This window comes from Pseudomonas aestuarii (genome assembly GCF_027988105.1).
GTDB classification, from domain to species: Bacteria; Pseudomonadota; Gammaproteobacteria; order Pseudomonadales; family Pseudomonadaceae; genus Aquipseudomonas; species Aquipseudomonas aestuarii.
Map to the genome: position 1 here is coordinate 1 of NZ_JAQJZJ010000007.1, position 21,739 is coordinate 21,739.

Consider the following 21,739-nt stretch of genomic DNA (forward strand, 5'->3'; position numbering starts at 1 on the left):
TGGCAGCAACGATATCCCAGAGATCAATGTCGATCCCGGCAATGGCGGGACCAATGATTTGGTCTACGAAGCCGGCCTGGCCAATGGTTCGGATGCGGCCAGCAACAGCGAGTTTGCCAGCGGCAGCTTCAGCCTCAGCGACGCCGATGGGCTCGATGACCTGCAGAGCGTGACCATCAACGGCACTACCGTGGTCATCGGCAGCCTGGTCGGCGCCAGTTTCGCCGGCAGCAACGGCACCCTGACCATCACCGCCTACAACAGCCTGACCGGGGTGGGTAGCTACAGCTACGAGCTGACCAGCCCGACCATCGACGTGGACGGGGTGGTGGAGAGCGACACCTTCAGCCTGACCACCTCGGACGGCACAGCCAGTTCGCTGCCGGCGAGCATCGTCATCGAGATCGTCGACGACGTGCCACAGCCGTTTGCTCCGGCTACGGCGCTACTGGTCGATCAGGTGCCGACGTCGCACATGGTCACGACCAACCTGAATTTCGCCAATGCCGCTGGTGCTGATGGTGTGGGCACCGTGGTATTCAGCAACTTCACCGAGGGCGATATCGCCACCGATGCCTATGGTCAAACGCTCTTCCTCAATGGTGTGGAATTGCACCTTTACTACGGCGCCGACGAAACTGAGTTGGTGCTCAAGACCCTGGATGACCAGGTGGGATTGGTCATCGATATCGACCCGTCGAGCGATACCTATACGCTGACCTCTTACGGCGTAATCTCCAATGGCGCTATTGAGGTCACCACCACCAACCTGAGTGGTGTCGGCGCGGGTAATGTCAACTTCAAGGGGTTGATCGACATTGGCGGGACTGTCCAGGATGCCTTGATTTCGTCGACCAGCGGCAGCATCAACAGCGATATTGATGACATTGGCATTGGCAGCCAATGGATCAGCACCGCCGAAAATGTGCGCTTCGATTTCATTAATAACCTGGCTACCGGCGGCGCCAATGGTACGGGGTTCGTTTATACCGATCACAATACGGTGTTTGGTTTCCGCCAGAAGCTGTACGTCCAGGGCGGCAAGACCAATACGGCCAACCTGATCGTGACGGCTATTATCGCCAACAATGACTACGTCTTCGGTAACGCTGATGGAGGGGAAACGCAGGTCAACCTGTCGACCACCGATATCAAGGTGTTCAATGGCAGCGGTGTCGATGTAACCGGATCGGTGACTCTGGTCGATAACGGCAATTCGATCACCATCCAGGGCATGCAGGACAGTTGGACCTACCAGATCAGTTCCGACACTGGTTTCAGCGCCGTTTATGTCGAAGGGGCTGCTGACACCGATGAGTTTTCTTTGGGCTTCTTCACCTATACGCAAACTGCGGCGGGTGAGCCAATTGACCTGAATTTCGACATCACGGCTACCGACGGCGATGGCGATAGCGTTACCAGTGCAATCAATTCGACCCTATATCCTTTGGCGAGCAGCGTCGAGGGAGATGACAGCGCCAACGTCATTAATGGAACAAGTGGTGTGGATCACCTATTCGGTTATGGCGGGGATGACACCCTCAGTGGCCTGTTGGGCAATGATGTGCTGTCGGGCGGTGATGGCGAGGACACCCTGATCGGCGGTTTGGGCAACGACCTGATGTCGGGTGGTGCGGGCAAGGACACCTTCGTGTGGAATTCCGGCGATACCGGGATCGACCACATCACCGACTTCACGGTGGATACCAGCGGGGTGAACTCCGACGTGCTGGATCTTTCGCAGCTACTGGTCGGTGAGACAGATAGCGGCAACGTACTGGACGCTTACCTGAACTTCAACTTTGCAGCGACCAGCACCACCATTGATGTGAGTGCGACAGCCGGTGGTCCGGTGGTACAACAGATCGTGCTGGAGGGCGTGGATCTGTCTAGCGGGGCATACTACGGCAGTAGCGATGCTGCGACGGTGATCGATGGCATGCTCGGCGACAACGCGCTCAAGGTCGATACCGTTTAAACAGTATTCGGAGGCCAACCCGCCACCTGCATGGGTGGCGGGCTAATGAGATCTATCGTGGTGGGTCGTTTCCGTCGACTGCCGCTTCAGCCCTTCCATGGTGCCGGTGCGCCGATCAGGCGGCCCATGGCGCCGTGGATGCCCAGTTCGCACAGCACTGCAAGTTCTCCCTCGGTTTCCACCATCTCCGCGATCAGCGGCAAATCAATACTGTTGGTGGTGCGGAAGATTGCCTCGATGAACAGGCGTTTATCGCTTTCTAGGTCGATGGCGCGAATATAGCTGCCGTCGATTTTCAGGTGGGCCAGGCCCAGGTGGGTGAGGTTGCCAATCAGGTTGAAGCGTCCACCGAAATGCTGCAGGCCGAGCTGGAAACGGGTGTCGCGGATGCGCTGACTCAGGCTTTCGACCTCGGCAGGTCTGGGAAGATGATGTTCGTCCACTTCGAGGGCCAGTAGTGCTGCCTGCTGAGGATGCTGTTTGAGTATGGCGAGCAGGCGCGACAGGCTTTCCGGTTCGTGCAGGGTCTTGCTGGACAGGCTCAAAGCCAGGGGCTGGGGGTGCCGGGCGAGGTGCGCCAGGCTGTGTTCGAGCATGGCCAGGTCAAAGCGTGCGGACCAGCCCAGGCGTTCGATCCAGGGCAGGAAACGTCCGGCGACTATGGTTTCTCCCCGCGGGTCGATTAAGCGTGCTAGGACCTTCTGATGCAGCACCTGGCTGCGATCAGTGCATTTCACCACTGGCTGGAAATACAGCTGCAATTTGCCGTTGAGCAAGGCGTCATCGATCAACTGGCGCCACTCATGCAGCCCTTGGCCGGGCTGGCTGGCGAACTCGATCAGGCGCCCCCAGGGCAGGCTCGGGTCGCTCTGCGCCTGGGCCAGGGCCTGGTCGGCGCGGGCCAGTACCTGGCCGATGGCCTCGCCCGGTCTGAATACGGTCATGCCAATGTGCGCCACGGGTGCACAGTCGCTGGCATCGGTTTGGCGCAGATTTTCCAGGTCTTCGTGGAGTTCGCGCGCCAGTTGCTCGGCCTCCAAGCGGCTGTGGCCGGGTGCGAGTACGGTGAACTCACCGCCGCGACTGCGCGCGGCCAGCCAATGAGCGCGGGTGGGCGGGTTGAGCAGGCTCTTGAGCAGTTCGGTGATGGCGACTATCAGTGCATCGGTACGCTGGCCGCCCCAGCGCTGGTTGAGACCGGCGAGGTCATTGACCCGCAGTACGATCAGGTAGCCTTCGGCACTCTGCTCCGTGACTGTCAGCAGGTTGGCCAGGCGGATGTCGAACAGGCGTCGATTGGCCAAGCCGGTAAGGCTGTCTTGGTAGGCTTCTTCGCGCAGTTTCTCGCTGCGGGCGGCTTCTTCGGCGAACAGCGCCTTGAGCTTGTCCACCATCTGGTTCATGGCCAGTACCACACGCTTCAGTTCGGGAGTGCGCGGTACTTTGGGCAGAGTCAGAAATTCGCGGCGGGTGATGGCCTGGGCCTGCTGCACCATGCTGTCGAGCGGACGCAACTGGCTGCGCAGCAACCAGCCGCCGAGAATCGCGCTGATCAGGCCGCAGAGCAGCAGCCAGAGCAGGCTACCAATGGCGCTGTCCCATAGCTTGGCGATGGCGAACTGCGGGTGGCTGAGCACTTCGACCCGGGCCGCCTGCTCCCAGCCGCGCATGATCAAGGCCTCGCCGGCCTGGGGTTGCAGGTCGACCAGGCGGACGAACCAGCGGGGCACCTGCCCACTTGCGATATTGCTGTGCCGCTCCACCATGACCCGTTCGTCAGGGATGCTGAGCACGCGGATGCTGGTGAAGTAGCCGCTGTCGAAAATCGAACTGACCATCAACTCGATCATCGCCGGATCGTCCACATGGGGCGTTAACGATAGGCCGAGGGCGGTGGCTGCGTCCTGGGCGTGAGAGCTCAGTTGGCTGATCAACTGCTCGCGGGAGTTTTCTACACCGGCAATGAAACTGCCGGTAAAGGCCACCACCAGGAACAGGCAGATGGCGAGAAACAGTTGCTTGAGCAGCGACATGGCGTTCTCCTAACCTTCGCCGATGGCGAAGCCCTCTGTGTGCATTTTTTTCAATAGATCCTGCCAGCGCGAGAGTTTCTTGCTGTCGCTCTTCTTGCTGCGCGCGCCTGGTAAATACAGGCCTTCGGCATTGAAGGCATACACTGGCAGCAGATCCTGGCGCTGTGAGGCGGGACGGATTTGATTGATCAGGTTGTCCAGCACCAGGGGCTCGGCGGCCGGGCTGGGGTAGTAGGTCAGTACCATGTGCGCCTGGTTCAGCCTGAGGGCCTTGACGTAGGTGATACGCAGCTTCTCACTGGCGATGCCGAGGCGGCGCAGGCTGAAATACTTGGCAATGGCGTAGTCCTCGCAGTCGCCGGCGCCCTTGATCAGGGATTCGATGGGCGTGGCCCAGTAGTCGACCTGCTGCCAGACGTGGCTATCGTCGGCGAAGCGAATCTGCCGGTTGAAGAACCGATTGACGTTGTCCAGCTTGTCCTGTTCCGCGAGGTGGGCGCTGTCCTTGAACAAGGTTTCCCAGGCCAAGATCCGGATTCTGGCGTTGCCCAGGTTGCCGTAGCGTTTTTCGGCGGTATCGATGAGCCGTCTGAAGTCCCAGTCGGCCCAGGCGGCCAGGGCCTGGCTCAGCCCGAGCAGGGCGCCAAGTAACAAGACCAGCGCAAGCGCCGGCCAATGCCCGCGCTGTTGCCATCCTGGAATGCGCTGCCATGGCCACATCTGTTGCTTCTCCGCCAATGATGGCTGGAGTTTAGGCGGCATCCCGCGGTTTTGCCGTACGTGGTCAAGTCAGCGGTTGTGGAAAAGTCGAGCTCCGCAGCGAGGCCATTCAGGTGCCTGCGGCGAGCGCCCTACGGATCACAGTGTGCCTGCTCAATAGCTGGATAGCGCGCGCAGTCAACGCGGGTTGGGCAAGGTTTTCTGCCTGAGGATATAAAGGCTGACCAACACTGCGCTGGTCAACATGAAGGCCCGTGCCCAGAACAGGGGGACCAGGTAGCAGGAGAGGGCGATGCTGAGCCACATCAGGCTGATGCTGTAGACCTTGGCCTTGAGCGGGATGCCCTGGCCTTCGAGGTAATCGCGAACCCAGGGGCCAAGCCTGGGGTGCAGTACCAGCCACAGGTAGAAGCGCTTCGAGCTGCGGACAAAGCAGGCTGCGGCCAGCAACAGGAACGGCGTGGTCGGCAGGACCGGCAGGAAGATTCCGATCACCCCGAGTGCTACGCACAGCCAACCCAGGGTCAGCAGAGCGTAGCGAATCAGCGGATTATGGTTTTCCTTTACGTCACGCGCCATGGCAGTGGCGCAGGCTCAATGGTGACGGGGTTTGAGCAGGGCTGGCTTTTCTTCCGGGGCATGGCACAGCAGAAACAGTGCGGTCAGCAGTTCGGGAATTTGCTCGACCATGCTGTCTACCAGGTCACGGTCGCTGGCGATTTCGGCGAACTCTGCCTGCTCCTCGAACAAGCCGGAGGCGACCATGATCGGCAATAGCAGTTCGCTGACCTCGTCTTCGGCATCGTCAAACCAGGCTGCTTCACGCAGGAACACGCCTTCCATGAAGCCGATGCACCAGCCGCGCAGGTCCGAGTCGTCCGGGTCGTCGCCGAGATCGAGTTCGCAAGGTACTTCCGGGTCGTCGTCGCTGGCCAGTTGGCGGGCGATATGAGTCTGCAGTTGCACCAGGGTGGCTTCGATATCGTCGCGCTCCGCGTCGCTGCGGTAATGCGGGGGCTCGGAGAACAGGGCGTCGATCCACTCACGCGCTGGTACCGGGTCTGGACAGATCGACAAGGCGGTTAGGTAGCCGTGAGCGGCCACGTAGTCCAGAGCCTCTTCATGCAGCTCATCGGCGTCGAGAAAGGCTTGCAGGCGGGACAGTTGCTCGGCGAAGGACATCGTGGGGCTACCTTGAAGAAGTAAACGAGGATGGATTCTAGTCCAGACCTGCAGCAGCAGCCATAGTTCTAGAAGAATGCGCAGCGAAAAAACAGATCAAAACTCAGTCCGGCAAGCAGGTGCGTATAATGCGCGGCTCGTTTCGGAGACCTTTCATGCTCGACCACGCACTGCGCATCCTCAAAGACGTTTTCGGTTATGACAGCTTCCGTGGCCGCCAGGGTGCGATTATCGAGCGCGTGGCGGGCGGCGGTGACGCCCTGGTGCTGATGCCGACCGGCGGTGGAAAATCGCTGTGTTTTCAGGTGCCGGCCTTGCTGCGCGAGGGTTTGGCGGTGGTAGTGTCGCCGCTGATCGCCTTGATGGACGACCAGGTCGCCACCCTCGACGAGTTGGGGGTGGCGGCAGTGGCCCTGAATTCCACCCTGAATGCCGAGCAGCAGCGCGAGATCGCCGAGCGGATCAACCGCGGCGAGATCAAAATGCTCTACCTGGCCCCGGAACGCCTGGTACAACCGCGCATGCTGGCATTCCTGCAGCGTCTGGACATCGCCTTGTTTGCTATCGACGAAGCGCATTGCGTGTCGCAGTGGGGTCATGACTTTCGCCCCGAATACCTGCAGCTGGGCCAGCTTGCCGAGCTGTTTCCCAATGTGCCGCGCATCGCCCTGACCGCCACGGCGGATATGCGCACCCGTGAAGAAATCGTTCAGCGCCTGCATTTGCAGGATGCCGAGCGCTTTCTCTCCAGCTTTGATCGGCCCAATATCTTCTACCGCATCGTGCCCAAGGAGCAGCCGCGCAAGCAGTTGCTGGCTTTCCTCGCCGAGCGCAAGGGCGATGCCGGCATCGTCTATTGCATGTCGCGCAAGAAGGTCGACGATATGGCGGCTTTCCTCTCCGAACAGGGCTTTCCGGCATTGCCTTACCACGCCGGCTTGGCCAGCGAGTTGCGCGCCTACCACCAGAAGCGCTTTCTCAACGAGGAAGGCCTGATCATGGTGGCGACCATCGCCTTCGGCATGGGCATCGACAAGCCCAACGTGCGCTTCGTTGCCCACCTGGACCTGCCCAAGTCGCTGGAAGCCTATTACCAGGAAACCGGTCGTGCCGGCCGCGATGGCCTGCCGGCGGACGCCTGGATGGCCTATGGGCTGCAGGACGTGATCTTTCTCAAGCAGATGCTCAACAACTCCGAAGGCGACGAACGGCACAAGCGTGTCGAGCAGCACAAACTCGATGCCATGCTCGCACTCTGCGAGGAAACTCGCTGCCGGCGACAGACGCTGCTGGCTTATTTCGATGAGGACATGCCCAACCCCTGCGGCCATTGCGACAACTGCATTGATGGCGTGCAGACCTGGGATGCCACCGAGCCGGCGCGCCAGGCACTCTCGGCGATCTACCGCAGCGGTCAGCGCTACGGCGTCGGTCATCTGGTCGATCTGCTGCTCGGGCGTGACAACGAGAAGGTGCGCGGCCTTGGTCATCAGCACCTGTCGGTGTTCGGCGTCGGCAAGGCGTTCGGCGAGGGTGAGTGGCGCTCCTTGTTCCGCCAATTGGTGGCGCGCGGCCTGGCCGATGTCGACCTCGAAGGCTACGGCGGCCTGCGTCTCTCCGATAGCTGCCGGCCCTTGCTGCGCGGTGAAGTGGCGCTGCAATTGCGCCGCGACCTGAAACCGCAGCTCACGGCGAAAACCTCCAGCAGTGCTGCCAGCCAACTGGTGCGTGGCGACGAGCGCGAACAATGGGAAGCCCTGCGCGCGTTACGCCGCAAGTTGGCCGAGGAACATGCAGTGCCGCCCTATGTGATCTTCCCCGATGCCACCCTGCTGGAAATGCTGCGCAGCAAGCCTGGCAGCCTGGCCGAAATGGCGCAGGTCAGCGGGGTCGGTGCGCGCAAGCTGGAACGCTACGGCGAAGCCTTCCTCGAAGTGCTGGGCGGGAATGCCGAAGCGCCGCGAGTGGTGCTCGACCTGCGTCATGAACTGGTCAGCCTGGCCCGTGCCGGCATGACCCCGTTGCAGATCGCCAGTCAACTCAAGTGCAGCGAAAAGAACGTTTACAGCCTGCTGGCCGAGGCCATCGGCCGCCAGCAGCTATCCCTGGAGCAAGCGCTGGATCTGCCGGAAGAACTGCTCGGCGAGATCCAGGACGCCTTTCTCGATGGCGAAGGCGAGCTGCCGCCAGTGGCTGAAGTCAGCCGGTTGTTCGTCGGGCGGGCCGATGACGGTGTGTTGTACTGCGTGCGTGCCGCATTGCAGGCCGAATTCGGTACCTGAGTGCACCGCTCGGGGCGAGTGCCAATGGCTGGTTTGCGGAACTCCCTTGCGCCTCAGTGTGTGAAATGCTGATACAGCCGAGAGATCCCAAGGGGGCTTGCTCTGGGTGTGCGGTTATGGTTAGCTCACTAATAATTAGTTTTTGATATTTAAAAGAGCCGTTTAACCATGCCGCATACGCAGTTGGATCCACACCGTTTCGCCATGCAATTAGCCCAATTATCCCGCTCCTGGCGCGCCGAACTCGATCGGCGCCTGGTCGGGCTGGGACTGTCACAGGCGCGCTGGCTGGTGCTCTTGCACCTGTCGCGTTTTGAGGAGCTGCCGACCCAGCGTGAGCTGGCGCAAAGCGTGGGGGTCGAGGGGCCAACCCTGGCCCGGCTGCTCGATAGCCTGGAAGCCCAGGGGCTGGTTACCCGGCAGGCGGTACCGGAAGATCGCCGCGCCAAGAAAATCGCTCTGAGCCCACCAGCACAGCCGTTGATCGAAAAGATCGAGGCCATTTCCACCCAGCTACGCAAAGAGCTCTTCGCCGGTATAGACGAAGAAGAGCTGCGCCGATGCCAGCAAGTGCACGCACGGATTCTGGGTAACCTGGAAAAACGCTGATGGGGCAAGACCTGGCGGACTTGCAGGCGCGTTTCGGTCCCCGCTACCCGCGCTGGTTGCTGGGCATATTGATGATCGGCAGCATGGCCATGGTGCTGGCCTCGACCAGTATCAATGTGGCCCTGCCCGCGATCATGCTGGATTTTTCGATCGGCCGGCCGCAGGCGCAGTGGCTATCCACCGGTTTTCTCGCAGCCATGACGGCCGGTTTGTTATTGGCCGCCTGGGCGCACTCGCGATTTGGCGCCAGGCGCACTGCGCAGTTCGGTCTGCTGCTGTTCGTGCTCAGTTCATTGCTGGCACTGGTCGCCCACGAGGCCTGGCAACTGATTGCCCTGCGCATCGTCCAGGGGCTGTGTGCCGGGATCGTCCAGCCATTGGCCATGGTGTTGATCTTTCGCGTATTCGTTGGCGGCGGTCGAGGCATGGCCTTGGGGCTCTACGGCCTGGGGGTGATGGTCGCGCCCACGGTGGGGCCGACCATTGGCGGCTATCTGGTCGATCATTTTGGCTGGGGTGCCGTGTTCTGGTTGCCACTGCCCATGTGCGCCCTGGCAATGCTGGGTGGGCAGTGGCTGTTGCCCAGTCAGCGGGATAAAACCACGCCTTTTCTGGATATATGGGCGTTCATTTTATTGTGTGTGGGCCTGTTCGCCTTGCTCGAAGCCCTGGCCGAGGCTCAGCGCTTTGCCTGGCTGGCGCCGCGCGTCTGGCTGCCTGGCCTGCTGGGTACGTTGGCGTTCATCGCTTTTTTCACCCGGAGCTGGCGTAGCACCAAGCCGCTATTGCCGTTGCGCTTGTGGCGTAACGCGGGCTTTCGTAATGCCAGCTGGGTGGCCCTGACCTTGGGTATGGGCCTGTATGGCTCGACCTACCTGATTCCGCTGTACCTGCAAACAGTCGAAGGCTACAGCGCCGGACGCGCCGGATTGCTGCTGTTGCCTACGGGAGTGCTGATGGGCGCCGCTTCCTTTGTCGGTGGCTGGCTGAGCGATCGGCAGTCGGCGGCCTTGCTGCTGGTCAGCGGTTTGCTGATTTTCGCCTTGTCTGCTGCAGGTTTCGGTTGGCTTGAGCAAGGCGCCTCGTTTGCCGTGCTGTGCTTCTGGGCCTGTGTTGGACGGGTTGGGCTCGGATTGCTGTTGCCAGCGTTGAGCACGGGGTCGCTGGACATCCTCAGTGCGCAGGAGCTGGCTTTGGGCGCCGGTGCGATTACCTTCGTTCGGCAACTTGGTGGTGCGTTTGGCGTCAACTTGTTGACATTTTTTCTCGAGTGGCGCCATCGCCGCGAAGGGGGTGACCTGGTTGCCGAAGCCTTAGCATTCCAGCAGAGTTTCTGGCTGATGGCGGCGGTCTTCGCTCTGACCGTGCTGGCAGCTTGGCGCGTGCGCTCGACGAGGCACTGACCGCCGGTACGCGCTCAGCAGGCTGGGTGGCTATCGGGGTCATTTTATTGACTGCTCTGCAGTGCATTTGCGTATGATGGCTACCTGCCTTATTGCTCGGCGTGCACTAACAGAAAACCTGTTCAAGCGTGCACGCTGGAAATTCATGGCCATACTCACTCATTAGCCGGGTTCGACATGGAGTGTCTCCCCGACGTACGAATTTGCTGCACCCACTGTTTTCACCACTGACGGATACGCACGCCAAGGCGTGGAGTGGTGTGACGACTCGGGAGCGGAGTCAGCGGGAGAGTTCATATGTCTCGAGTCCGGCAATTGCTGTTCGGCCTTGCTTCAAGCTCAGCATTCTATTCCGGGGTAGTGCCCGCCTTGGGGCTGGGCGAAATCACCCTGCATTCGGCACTTAATCAGCCGCTAGAGGCTGAAATCGAATTGTTGCAAGTTGCCGATCTGTCCAGCGGTGATCTGCTGGTGCGGCTGGCGTCTGCCGAGGTATTCAGTCGCTCGGGTGTCGATCGCCTGTTCTTTCTCAATGATCTGCGCTTCACCCCTTTGCTGCGCGGCAGCAACAGCGTGATTCGTGTGGTGTCGAGTCAGCCGGTGCGTGAGCCCTATCTGAACTTCATAGTCGAAGTGGCGCGGCCCAATGGCGCGCTGCTACGCGAATACACCCTGTTGCTCGATCCGCCCGGTTCATCGGCCTACCGCACCGTTGCCGCCGTGCCAAAGGTGCGGGCAGCATCCGAGCGTCAGGTGGTTTCGGCCCCGTCCGCTGTTGCCGCGGCGCCTCGCGTCATGCCGGCAGCCGACGCGGGTGCGCGTTATCAGGTGGCCAGTGGCGACAGCCTGTGGAAGATCGCCGCCGGCTTGCGCGCTGCCGGTAGCCAGGCCTCGCAGCAGGCGCTGATGCGCGATATCCATGCGCTTAACCCGCAGGCATTCAGTCGTGGTGACATCAACCGCCTGCGGGCTGGGGCCGACTTGCTGCTGCCGGATACCGCCCAGGCAGGCAGTGCACCTATTGCCAGCGCAGAAGCCTTGGCGCCAGTCGACCCGCCAGTCGACCCGCAGGTTGAACAGGTGGCACAAATGCAACGCCGCCTGGATCAGGAGTTGCTCAGCCAGGCGGAGGAAAACCTCAGGCTGCAACAGGGCATCACTGATCTGCAGGCGCAGTTGCAGCAGCTGCAGGAACAGGTGGGCGACAAGGACCGGCAGCTGGCTGAGTTGCAAGCCCAGTTAGTGGCGCGTCCTGCGCTGGCACCAGCGTCTCCGGTGTCTGCCGTGGCGGAGTCTTCGCGGGTTGAGCTGAGCGAGTCGGCCGTGCCGCCGAGCCGCAACTGGTTCAGCGCCGCCGTGGCTGCGCTGGTCTTGTTGCTGGCGGGCCTGCTCGGGCTGTTCTGGCGTAACCGGCGGCCATCGTCACCCTTGACTCAACAGGTTCAGCCAATACCCGAGCCTGCGACAAAGGCGCCTGAACCTGTTGCGCCGCTGCTGAAAAGCGTGCCTCCAGCAGCCCGGGTCAGCCAGGCAACGGTTGCCGCCGTTACTCCCCCTGATGCATTGGAAGGTGCGAATATCTACATCGCCTATGGCCGCTACGGTGAGGCGGCGGTGATCCTCGGCAAGGCGCTGGATGTGCAGCCGGAGCGCAGTGATATTCGCTTCCGTCTGCTGGAGGTTTTGGCCCAGCAAGGTAATGCCCAGGCCTTCGCCGAAGAGGAAGCGAAATTGCGCGCTGCCGGCTTCACTGCGGCGCGTATCGATCAGCTCAAGGCGCGTCACCCCGGGTTGCGCGATGCCTTGGTGAGTGGCGAGATGCTGGACGATGCCACCCTTGTGCTGGACGAGCCGCAGTTGCAAGCGCCGGTGCAAGAGGAGGGGGGACTGGACGATGATTTTCAGCTCAATCTGGATGACCTGTCGCTGGATGCGGATTGGGATCTGGTGAGCCCGTTTCCAACCAGCATGCGCAAGAAGGATGCAGCCTCGGTGCCGGAGTTTTCCGAGCGTGACGACGTGTCGGAGGCCTTTGAGTCGGCTGGCCATCGCGATGCACGCAGTCCATTTGCCCAGAACATGCTGGTCGAAGAGGCATCGGCGGATGACTGGTTGCAGGAAGATCTGAGCGAAGGTTTCCTCGATCAACCCCCTGCCGCTGACGGCAACCTGTTGCACGACCTCGATCAGTTGGCCGGCAACCACGATAATCTGGCTAAACTCAACCTGGCACTGGCTTACATCGATCAAGGCAGTCTGGAAAGTGCGTGTGACATCCTCAATGAAGTCATCAACGATGGGGATGACGAGGAGAAACAGGAAGCTCGCGAGTTGCTGGCGAAAATTGCCTGAAGGCACGGTTCAAGCCATCCGCTGATTTAAGCTTCAGCTAAAAGGCTCGCTTACCCGCGTAAGGTAAACGGGCCTTTTTCGTTGCAGGCGTGAGTGTCGGGCGGGGGTTATCATGATTTTTTACCAAGGCAGAGTGGCTTATGTCCCGCGGCAAAGTCGAAGTGACCATCACCTATTGCAGTCAGTGCCAATGGCTGTTGCGCGCAGCCTGGCTGGCCCAGGAGCTGCTGTCTACCTTTGCCGATGATCTGGACAAGGTCAGCCTGCAGCCCGGCACCGGCGGGGTGTTTCGTGTCACCTGTGAGGGTGTGCAGATATGGGAACGCAAAGCCGACGGTGGTTTTCCCGAAGCCAAGGTGCTCAAGCAGCGCTTGCGCGATTTGATCGATCCGACCCGGGATCTTGGCCACACTGATCGCTCGAACGATACCTGATCGCTTGCGCGGCAGCGCTTTGCTGGCTGGATGAGCATGCTGGCCATCCTGGCAACTCACTAAGGTCAGCCACCCTGTGGCGAGGCAACTCCGCGAGGTCGGTTTGGCTGATCGGTCGGTCAACTTTTGGGTTCTTGGACTTGTTCTCAAACTGTCTCGGCGCTAGGGTTGCCAGCTCTGTAGGCCAGCTGAAAGGATGTTTGATGCTAGTGAAAAGCACGCATGAAACCTGTTGCCCATTGTCTTTGCGACCTGCCTGGATTGCGGCAAATTGAAGGCGCCCTCTAAAGCCCTGTTGCTGTTGGCGCTGGTGGTGGCAGCGATCAATCTGCGTCCTGGGATCACCTCGCTGGCGCCGCTGATCGAACGGATTGCCGATGAGTTGGCGTTGAGCCGGAGCCTGATCAGTCTGACCACGGCATTGCCGGTACTGTGCATGGGATTGCTGGCACCTGTTGCGCCGCGCCTGGCTTTGCGCCTGGGGCTGGAGCGCACTATCGCCTTGTGCATGGGGGTGATTTCGGCCGCCTTGCTGATGCGCCTGGCTGGCCAGTCCAGTGCGGTGCTGATTGCCAGTGCGGTGCTGCTCGGGGCTGCCATTGCGATTGCCGGACCGTTGCTGTCAGGGTTCATCAAGCGCCACTTCGTTGGCCAGATGGGCACCGTGGTCGGCTGGTATTCCCTGAGCATGGCTGTAGGCGGCGCGGCTGGCGCCGTGCTGACGGCGCCAGCCACGCACCTGTTCGCCGACAGTTGGCCCCGGGGGCTGGCGGTCTGGGCCTTGCCCGCGCTAGTGGGGTTGCTGCTGTGGCTGTGGCTGCCCAACCGCGCGGAGTCTGCGGACGCAGCAGAAGCCGCTAGCGGTTTGCCCTGGAATCAACCACGTGCTTGGCTGATCAGCTGCTTTTTCGCGATTCAGGCCGGTCTGTTCTATGCCCTGGCAACCTGGGCGGTGGCGCGTTATCACGAGGCAGGCCTGACCCTGTTGCACAGCAATGCGCTGTTCAGTATTTCGATGCTGATGGGCATGCCCAGCGCGTTCCTGTTGCCCTGGTTAGCCCAGCGTTTCGGCAATCGCTATGTCTTGTTGGTCGCCTGTGGCCTGGTGTCGTCCCTCAGCCTGGCGATGATCACCTTTGTGCCGACCTTTGCACCGGAATTCTGGGCGGTCAGCATCGGCTTCGGTCTTGGCGGCTCATTTGCCTTGTCCCTGGTGCTGCCGTTGTACGAGGCGGGCTCGCCGCTGGCGGTCAGTCGCTGGACTGCGATGATGCTCTGCATGGGCTACAGCATGGCGTGTCTGACCCCGGTTCTGACTGGTCTGGCGCGCGACCTTGCCGGTCACTATCAATTGCCGTTCATGGTGCTGACCAGTCTGGCGTTACTGATGACAGTGCTGGCCTGGGTCATGCGCCACGGCCCTCGCCATTCCTGACCTAACGAGTGTGAGTCGGCCGGCAAAATGACAAAGTTTTCCAGCAGTTCCTTTCTCGGCAATCGGTGCTGTGATAGAAGGCAGCCTTGATTTTCTGGAGTACCCGCGTGGAGTCCGAATCCATCGTTTATGGCTGCATTCGCGACTGGCCATCCGATAGCCCGGCGCAGAGTTGCCGGCGTCGTGAGATCAACCACCAGGTACTGGGTCAGTTGCCGGCTGGCGAGGCCTGGCCATTTCTGGGGCGCGAGATGTTTGCCTGTTGCCAGCAGCCCGGGGAAGGTCTGTACCAGACCCAGGTGATTCATTTCGGTGCCAGTTACCGGGCGGTCGAGTACGAGTGGAGCCTGTGGGTCGAGCAGTTCGAAACGCTGCTCAAGCGCCTGTACTGGGCCAGCGCCGTGGTGCATCTGGAAACCGAACTGAACGGCACCCATACCTTCCGCTGGGAGTCGGACAACGCGGGTCACAGTCCTCAGGAAGGCGAGTTGCGGGTGCGTTGCGCCTGGGAACGCGAAGGCGGCTTGCGCGGCTGAATGCCGGGTAGCCGCCTCTCTCCGTGTTCAGGGTTTGGGTTGACGATAGAGGTCGAGCAGTACCTGGTCGAGAATCGATGACGCGCCCCAGGGCCGCGGATCATTGAGAATCGCCACCACCGCCCAGCTGTTGCCATTGCTGTCGCGGCTATAGCCGGCGATGGCGCGGACATTGTTCAGGGTGCCGGTCTTGATATGCGCCTCGCCGGCCAGGGCAGTGCGGTGCAGGCGTTTGCGCATGGTGCCGTCCATGGCCACCAGCGGAAGGGAGCTGATAAATTCGGCGGCATAGGGACTTTTCCAGGCAGCCTGGAGCAGTTGCGCCATTTCACGTGCGCTGACGCGCTCGTCACGCGACAGCCCAGAGCCATTCTCGATTACCAGGTGTGGCGCAGTGAGGCCCTTGCGCGCCAGCCAACTGCGGATCACCCGCTGGGCGGCCTTGGCGTCGTCGCCGTCGGCCTCATTGCGAAACTGCGCGCCGAGGCTCAGAAACAGCTGACGGGCCATGGTGTTGTTACTGTATTTGTTGATGTCGCGGATGATCTCCACCAGGTCCGGGGAGAAGGCGCGGGCCAGCAGGCGTGCATCTTTCGGTACATCGGCGAGGCGATCCTTGCCGAGGATCTTGCCGCCCAGTTCCTGCCAGATGGCCCGCACGGTGCCAGCGGCATAACCGGGGTGGTCGAGCAGGGACAGATAGGTCTGGGCGCTGCAGCCCTCTGCCAGCTTGCCGGTGACGATCACGGTAGTACCGTCGAACTGTTTCACCGGGTTGTAGCGCACATCCGGCCAGCCTGGGCACTTGCCCGCCGGCAGGGCCTTGACCTGATTGTCGATACTGATCTCGGCAATCGGTGGCTCGACCGCGATGTGCACCTTGCCACCGTCATTACGCGCGATGAAGCGCACCGCCTTGAGGTTGACCAGCAAGGCGTCCGGGGTGACCAGATATGGCTTGTTGGTGTCGCCGCCGTCATCGTTGAAGGTCGGCAGCGCGGGCTGGTTGAAGTGGCTGCGGTCAAGTACCAGATCGCCGCTTATCTGCTGTACGCCGTTGGCGCGCAGGTCGCGCAGCAGCAGCCAGAGTCGCTCCATGTTCAGCTTGGGGTCGCCGCCGCCTTTGAGGAACAGGTTGCCGTGCAGTACGCCGTCTTGCAGCGGACCGTCGGTGTAGAACTCGGTTTTCCACTGGTGTGTCGGGCCGAGCAGCTCCAGCGCGGCAAAGGTGGTCACCAGTTTCATGGTCGAGGCCGGGTTGATAGACACGTCGGCGTTGAAGAAGGTGCTGTCGCCAGGGCCGGTAAGCGGCAGGGTGACCACCGACAGCGATTGGGTGCTGATCTTGCTGGCTTTGAGCGATTGCTGAACCTTATGTGACAGACCGCTGCTGGCGGTGGCCTGCATGGGCAGGGCGAGCGGCAGGAGCAGACCGGCGATAACCAGCGTACGCAAGGTGTTGATCATGGGGTAGATACCCTCCAGTTGAGGGATGGTGGTCACGAGTGACATGTGCGGAAAGTTTCGTCGAGGTTTTGTGAATCGCCGCACATTATGCCCGAGGGCCGAGATGCTTGCGCTGCTCTATGACCGGCGTAAATGCTTTGCTCGGTGTAGCGCCTGTCGCCTGGCTGGCAGAGAGGCGGGCAATTCGCACGGCAAGCTGCTAAAGTGCCGCGCGTTATCACTTTTGAGGATTGTTCCATGGCTACTAACCGTTCCCGCCGTCTGCGCAAAAAACTCTGCGTGGATGAATTCCAGGAGCTGGGTTTTGAGCTGAACCTGAACTTCAAAGACGATCTGGCCGAAGAGGCCATTGATGCATTCCTCGATCAGTTTCTGCGTGACGCCATGACCGCCAACGGTCTTGGCTATGTCGGCGGCGATGACTATGGTCTGGTATGCCTGGCCAAGCGTGGCTCGGTCAGCGAAGAGCAGCGTGCCCAGGTCGAAGCTTGGTTGAAGGGGCGTGATGAGCTGGTCGACATTACTGTCAGCCCGCTGATGGATGTCTGGTATCCGGAAAGCACTATCAATACTCCGGCCTGATGTTCGCCGGCTGGGCATGCAATATGCCCAGCCGTTGCTTCACCGTCCAGGCCATGCAGGCTTTTTCCTTCCGCCCCCTCCCTTCCTGTATGTCGATCTGATTCGGCAAGAGCCAATCGAGTCCAGCGGCCGTCATGTCTGCCGCCCCGGCCTTGCTCAGTACTGTGCGTTCACCCACCTCTTCGATCTGTTGTGCCCGCCTGAAGCGTTTGGCGTAGCGCCGACAGGTATTCGTGCGCGCGAACCAGTCAGGCAGTCTCGGGGCAACGTGCGTGAGAGGTGTCCGGGTGATTTCCGCTAGGCGCTAGCAGTGCTCGCCGATGCAGGGCGCTTGGTATCGATAGCGTAGGCGATCAGTTGGCTAAGGAGTCGAGCAGCTGTTCGCGCCGATCCAGCAGCCGCTGGCGTTCAATACACTGCGTCGCGACTCCAGACACCGCCTCGACAAACGCCACGTTTTCGCGGCTTTGCATGGCCTGGTCGGCTGGCTCGCCATGGTCGCAGTGCAGCAGTACCAGAACGCCCAGGCGGTCTCCCTTATGGTTATGCAGACCGCTGGCTATCAGGTGGACGCGTGGGCAGTCGAGGGTTTGCAGCAGGCTTCGGTAGTCGCCGGCCTGGTCGAAACCCAGCGAGACGATACAGCTCTTGGCGCCGTTGGCTGGTTGCTGCAGCCAGCTGGGCAATGAGCTGGCGGCCTGGTCGTAGCCACGAATGCCGTGCTTGTCGAGGCTGTGCTGCGCGCCATGGAGAAATAGGCCATGAGGTTGCAGACGCCTGCTGTCGACATCGAGCAAGTAAATCAGGCCGCCGTGGGCCGCGCTGATGGCCACGGTTTCCTGCAGGATTCGCTCAAGCAGGGTATCGAAGCGGGTTTCGCCGCAGAGGCTGGTGGAGATGTCGAGGAAGCTGGCAATGGTCTGCTTCATGCGCCGCATGGACTCAGCCAGCTGATCCACTTCCAGCACCGGCGAGTGACCGCTGGCTGGATGATCGAAGTCGAAACGGCGGATGGCCTCGGCCTCTAGGACCAAGGCGCGCAAGGGGTTGGCCATAAGGCGCGAAGCCAGCCAGCCCAAGGGTAGGCACAGCAGCAAAGTGGTCAGGGTGATGAGTGCGCCTTGCCAGCGGACGCGGTAGGCGTCGGCCAGCAGTTCGTCTTCCGGAACCAGTAGCGCCAGGTGCAGACCTTGTGGTCCGCCTTCCCGGATATGGCGGTGCGAAACGACCCAGCGTCGTTCGCTCAGCTCCAGAATGCCCTGGTGTGGGGCGTCCGGGCCATCGGCCAGGAGGGTCGCGAGTTCTGGGCTGAGATCGCGCGCCGGGGTCAGGTACGCTTCACCGTCATGTATCCTCAGCAGGCGCGTGCTGTCTGGATAGGCCACGGTATTGCCTTCGGCGTCGAACAGGATGATTTGGCTGTTGGCCGTCACCTGGTGTTCGGCCAGGGTCGTGGAGAGGTCGGATAGCGTCAGGTCCGCGGCCAGAACGCTGGTCGGCCCGGCACGTCTGGCCAAGGTGGTGCCGACTTGCTGGGTGGAAAAGAACACATAAGGCGCGGTGGTGATCTGTTCAGTTTGGCTGCTGGCGCTCAGATACCAATTGCGGCTGCGTGGATCGAAGGTTTCCAGGGGGCGTTGCTGCTGGCTGATGAGGTTCAGTGCATCGTCGAAGAACAGGTCATGGGCCTCGTCCCCGGTTTCGCTGCGCTCGATCGACCAGACCTGATAGGTTGCCTGCTCGGGGGCCGCCAGGAGCTGCTTCAACGTCTCGCTGCGTAGCGGTCGCAGCATGAAAAAGTCGCCGTCCGCGTAGCCGAGGTACAGCGAGGCCAGTTTGGGGTTGTCACGCAGGGCCTGGGCCATAGGTTCAAGCAGCGCCAGGCGGCCCTGAAGGTCGCTCGCCTGGGTCGCGCGATTGAGCACCAGCATGCTGAGCAGGTGGTTGATCGGTTGGTAGGTGTGGTGCAGGTCCTTCTGCACATCCTGCTGGATGCGCTCGAACAGCTTGGCGCTGCTGGAGAAGATAATCTGCGAGTTCTGCTGGTAGTTGAACAGCCCCAGCACTATGCCTATCAGCACTAACAGCAAGGTGAACAACACGCTGATATGCAGGTGCAGCGGGAGGCGGCGGTCGTGGCGGCTGGGAACCCTGGGCATCGCGCGTCTCTCCGTGAAGTGCGCTAGGAACCCAGGGAGCATAGTGAAGGAGCTGTCGTGTTGCCTGCTAAAAGCGATTAATTATAAGAATATCTCGGCTTAGCGCTGCGATTCGACTAACAGGCTCGACGACAGTCTCAAGGCGTTCGCCGCAGCGCGGCAACGCGCTTCGTGCGTTTATCCAGCAACTGACTCAGGCCGTGCATGAGCAGGGCGACGAACAACGCCAGAACCAGGCCAAACAGGACGTTGAGCAAACGCACCTCGGCAAGATGCCAATCCCGCGCGAGGCTTTCGGCGAGCAAGACGAAGCATACGGTGGTTTGCAGCACGAATAAGCCGTAGTGGTTGGCCTGAACGGCACGGCTGAGGGCGATCAGCGGCAGCAGGGTGGCGACCATCAGCGGCGGATCCTGCAGGCTATGCCCGAGTAAAATCAACAACCCCGCAGCAGCCAGGCTGGCCAAGCTCGATTGCAGGGCGCGTACCAGGCTGCCCTGGAATTCCAGTTGCAGTGTGGTAACCACGGTCAAGGTCAGCCAGTAGCCGCGTTCCAGGCCGGCCAGGTTGACGATCAGGCCGGCGAGCGAGAAGGCCAGGGTGCAGGCCAGCGCATGCAGGCGCCACTGCTGCTGCGGCAAGCGCTTGGCGTGGCGTTTGAGCACTTTGAGGAGGCTGACGAAGCGCGGCATGTACGGCCACATGCGCAGGCCATGCATGCCGCGCAGGCCGAACGCCAGGAGCATCACCCAGAGCCCGCCGAGGATGAACAGCATGGCAATGGCGAGCGGTTTATCCAGGTGGCCCAGGCCATGCTGGCCTTGGCCCAGGCACAGGCAGACAGCCAGGCCTATGCCGAGCTTGCCGGCCTCGCTGCCAAAGCGTTGCAGCCAGGCGAGCAAGAAGCCGAAGGCAGCGAACAGGCCCATACTGGTCAGCGGATCGTTGGCCGCCCAGAAACCCAGGCCGGCACTGCAGGCGCCGAGCCCGATAAGCATCAACATGCGCAGCATGCCGAGGCGGTGCAGAGGGTTGGCCTGGGCGGCCTGAAAGGCGCCAACCGATGCCCAGAGAAAGCCCGGATGGCCACTGAACAAACCCAGTAACAGGGGCAGGGCGCAGCCGAAGCCGGCGACCATCGCCGGCCCCCAGGCCGGCGGACCGGCATGCCAGCTGAAGGTTTTGCGTAGAACGCTTTTCATGGGTTACACCGGACTCGAGCGTCCCGTCATTTCACGGGCCATTTCAGTAGCGTAGCTGTCGGTCATGCCGGCGATGAAGTCGATCATGCGCAGAAACGAGTTATACAGCGAACCGTGCGGATCCGGCGCATTGTTGCCGAGCAAGTCGAGGATGCGCCGGTGTTTGAACGAGGGTGTGCGCCCGCCATGCTGCTCCAGAGCGGCGCCACAAAAGGCATTGAGGAGGATTTCCAGGGTGGTGTAGGCGCCGATCTCGTGCAGGGTCTTGCGCTTGTCCTGGAAAATCTTTTCCCGCGCCATGTCCTTGGCACTCTGCACGCAGCGCTTGGCAGTGCCGTGCATGTGCTCAACCAGATCGCCCTGCAACGTACCGGCAAGCAGGGCGTCCTGTTGCTCGACGAAGGCATGGGCAGCAGCATTGGTCAGGTGTTCGATGGCCTTGCCGCGCAGGATCGCCAACTTGCGCCGCTTGGAATCCTGCGGGCCAAGCTGGCGGTAGGTTTCCGGCAGGTCGTCACCGACCAGATCGAGCAACAGTGCCTCGACTTCGCTGTAGTCGAGCAGCTCCATCTCCAGGCCATCTTCCAGATCGATCAGGCCATAGCAGATGTCGTCCGCCGCCTCCATCAGATAGACCAGCGGGTGGCGCGCCCAGCGCTGTTCTTCCAGTTGCGGCAGGCCGAGCTTCTGGGCGATCTGTTCGAGCAGTGGCAGTTCGCTCTGGTAACAGCCGAATTTGTGCTTCTTGTAGCCGAGCGCTTCGGCATGACGCGCAGTCCAGGGGTACTTCAGGTAGGTGCCGAGGGTCGCATAGGTCAGTCGCGTACCGCCGTCGAACTGGTGGTATTCCAGTTGGGTGAGTACACGAAAGCCCTGAGCGTTGCCTTCGAAGCTGAGAAAGTCGCCGCGCTCGGCTGCGCTCATCGCATCCAGCCAGCCGCGCCCTGCGGCCTGCTGAAACCAGTGGCGAATGGCATCCTCGCCGGAATGACCGAATGGCGGGTTGCCGATGTCATGGGCCAGGCACGCCGACTGCACGACCATGCCCAGATCGCTCGGCTCGCACCAGGCGGGCAGCTCGCTGCGAATCATTTCGCCGACGCGCATGCCCAGCGAGCGGCCGACGCAGCTGACTTCCAGCGAGTGGGTCAGGCGCGTGTGGATATGGTCGTTGCTCGACACCGGGTGTACCTGGGTCTTGCGTCCCAGGCGGCGAAAGGCGCCGGAGAAGATGATCCGGTCATGATCCTTGTGGAAGGGCGTGCGGCCCAATTCATCGGCGCTGTGCGTCGGTTTGCCGAGTCGTTCGCGGTTGAGCAGTGTTTGCCAGTCCAAGGCCAGTCCTCGCCATTAAGTGGCAGATGG

General features: G+C 61.4%; 17 protein-coding genes. 9 read left to right on the forward strand and 8 right to left on the reverse strand.

Translation table 11 applies throughout. The annotated features are described in order from the left end of the window. Positions 1–1,978: type I secretion C-terminal target domain-containing protein (locus PH586_RS15170; protein WP_271348608.1), on the forward strand; the 1,978-nt coding region annotated here is incomplete at its 5' end. Between the two features lie 86 nt (positions 1,979–2,064). On the opposite strand, the gene lapD is transcribed toward PH586_RS15170, so the two are convergent. The 4 genes from lapD to PH586_RS15190 form a co-directional block, all read right to left on the reverse strand. Then, the gene (gene lapD / locus PH586_RS15175; RefSeq protein WP_271348609.1) at positions 2,065–4,011 is read right to left on the reverse strand and encodes a cyclic di-GMP receptor LapD; all 1,947 of its coding nucleotides are present in this window, start codon (positions 4,009–4,011) and stop codon (positions 2,065–2,067) included. Between the two features lie 9 nt (positions 4,012–4,020). After that, entirely contained in the window at positions 4,021–4,731 is a 711-nt protein-coding gene (gene lapG / locus PH586_RS15180; protein WP_271348610.1) for a cysteine protease LapG, read from the reverse strand. 177 nt (positions 4,732–4,908) lie between these two features. Then, positions 4,909–5,310 carry a YbaN family protein gene (locus tag PH586_RS15185; protein WP_271348611.1) on the reverse strand — a complete coding sequence of 134 codons (402 nt, stop codon included), beginning with the start codon at positions 5,308–5,310 and terminating at the stop codon, positions 4,909–4,911. 15 nt (positions 5,311–5,325) lie between these two features. Continuing rightward, positions 5,326–5,913 carry a YecA family protein gene (locus PH586_RS15190; RefSeq protein WP_271348612.1) on the reverse strand — a complete coding sequence of 196 codons (588 nt, stop codon included), beginning with the start codon at positions 5,911–5,913 and terminating at the stop codon, positions 5,326–5,328. Between the two features lie 155 nt (positions 5,914–6,068). Between PH586_RS15190 and recQ the strand changes: the two genes are divergently transcribed. From recQ to PH586_RS15225, 7 genes are all read left to right on the forward strand, one after another. Beyond that, the gene (recQ, locus tag PH586_RS15195; RefSeq protein WP_271348613.1) at positions 6,069–8,195 is read left to right on the forward strand and encodes a DNA helicase RecQ; all 2,127 of its coding nucleotides are present in this window, start codon (positions 6,069–6,071) and stop codon (positions 8,193–8,195) included. A 168-nt stretch (positions 8,196–8,363) separates the two neighbouring features. After that, positions 8,364–8,804 carry a MarR family transcriptional regulator gene (locus tag PH586_RS15200; protein WP_238043798.1) on the forward strand — a complete coding sequence of 147 codons (441 nt, stop codon included), beginning with the start codon at positions 8,364–8,366 and terminating at the stop codon, positions 8,802–8,804. Beyond that, positions 8,804–10,207, forward strand: coding sequence for a DHA2 family efflux MFS transporter permease subunit (locus PH586_RS15205; RefSeq protein WP_271348614.1), 1,404 nt, complete (start codon positions 8,804–8,806; stop codon positions 10,205–10,207). The genes PH586_RS15200 and PH586_RS15205 overlap by 1 nt, the downstream gene beginning before the upstream one ends. Positions 10,208–10,504: 297 nt before the next feature. Beyond that, positions 10,505–12,559 carry a FimV/HubP family polar landmark protein gene (locus PH586_RS15210; protein WP_271348615.1) on the forward strand — a complete coding sequence of 685 codons (2,055 nt, stop codon included), beginning with the start codon at positions 10,505–10,507 and terminating at the stop codon, positions 12,557–12,559. A 140-nt stretch (positions 12,560–12,699) separates the two neighbouring features. Next, positions 12,700–12,993 (forward strand): SelT/SelW/SelH family protein, encoded by a 294-nt coding sequence (locus PH586_RS15215; protein WP_271348616.1) that lies wholly within the window; start codon positions 12,700–12,702, stop codon positions 12,991–12,993. Positions 12,994–13,264: 271 nt separating this feature from the next. Beyond that, positions 13,265–14,428, forward strand: coding sequence for an MFS transporter (locus PH586_RS15220; RefSeq protein WP_271348838.1), 1,164 nt, complete (start codon positions 13,265–13,267; stop codon positions 14,426–14,428). 107 nt (positions 14,429–14,535) lie between these two features. Continuing rightward, entirely contained in the window at positions 14,536–14,964 is a 429-nt protein-coding gene (locus PH586_RS15225) for a hypothetical protein (RefSeq protein WP_271348617.1), read from the forward strand. A 27-nt stretch (positions 14,965–14,991) separates the two neighbouring features. Here PH586_RS15225 and dacB read toward each other — a convergent pair whose 3' ends face one another. Continuing rightward, positions 14,992–16,431 (reverse strand): D-alanyl-D-alanine carboxypeptidase/D-alanyl-D-alanine endopeptidase, encoded by a 1,440-nt coding sequence (gene dacB / locus PH586_RS15230; protein WP_271348839.1) that lies wholly within the window; start codon positions 16,429–16,431, stop codon positions 14,992–14,994. A 237-nt stretch (positions 16,432–16,668) separates the two neighbouring features. Here dacB and PH586_RS15235 point away from each other — a divergent pair, with 237 nt between their 5' ends. Continuing rightward, positions 16,669–17,013 (forward strand): YggL family protein, encoded by a 345-nt coding sequence (locus tag PH586_RS15235; protein ID WP_238043812.1) that lies wholly within the window; start codon positions 16,669–16,671, stop codon positions 17,011–17,013. A 353-nt stretch (positions 17,014–17,366) separates the two neighbouring features. On the opposite strand, the gene PH586_RS15240 is transcribed toward PH586_RS15235, so the two are convergent. The 3 genes from PH586_RS15240 to PH586_RS15250 form a co-directional block, all read right to left on the reverse strand. Further along, on the reverse strand, positions 17,367–19,172 hold the full coding sequence (locus tag PH586_RS15240) for a HAMP domain-containing protein (protein WP_271348618.1): 1,806 nt from the start codon (positions 19,170–19,172) through the stop codon (positions 17,367–17,369). A 137-nt stretch (positions 19,173–19,309) separates the two neighbouring features. Further along, positions 19,310–20,374: an FUSC family protein gene (locus PH586_RS15245; RefSeq protein WP_271348619.1), complete on the reverse strand. Its 1,065-nt coding sequence runs from the start codon at positions 20,372–20,374 to the stop codon at positions 19,310–19,312. Between the two features lie 3 nt (positions 20,375–20,377). Beyond that, positions 20,378–21,709 (reverse strand): deoxyguanosinetriphosphate triphosphohydrolase, encoded by a 1,332-nt coding sequence (locus tag PH586_RS15250; protein ID WP_271348620.1) that lies wholly within the window; start codon positions 21,707–21,709, stop codon positions 20,378–20,380. Between the last annotated feature and the right edge of the window lie 30 nt (positions 21,710–21,739).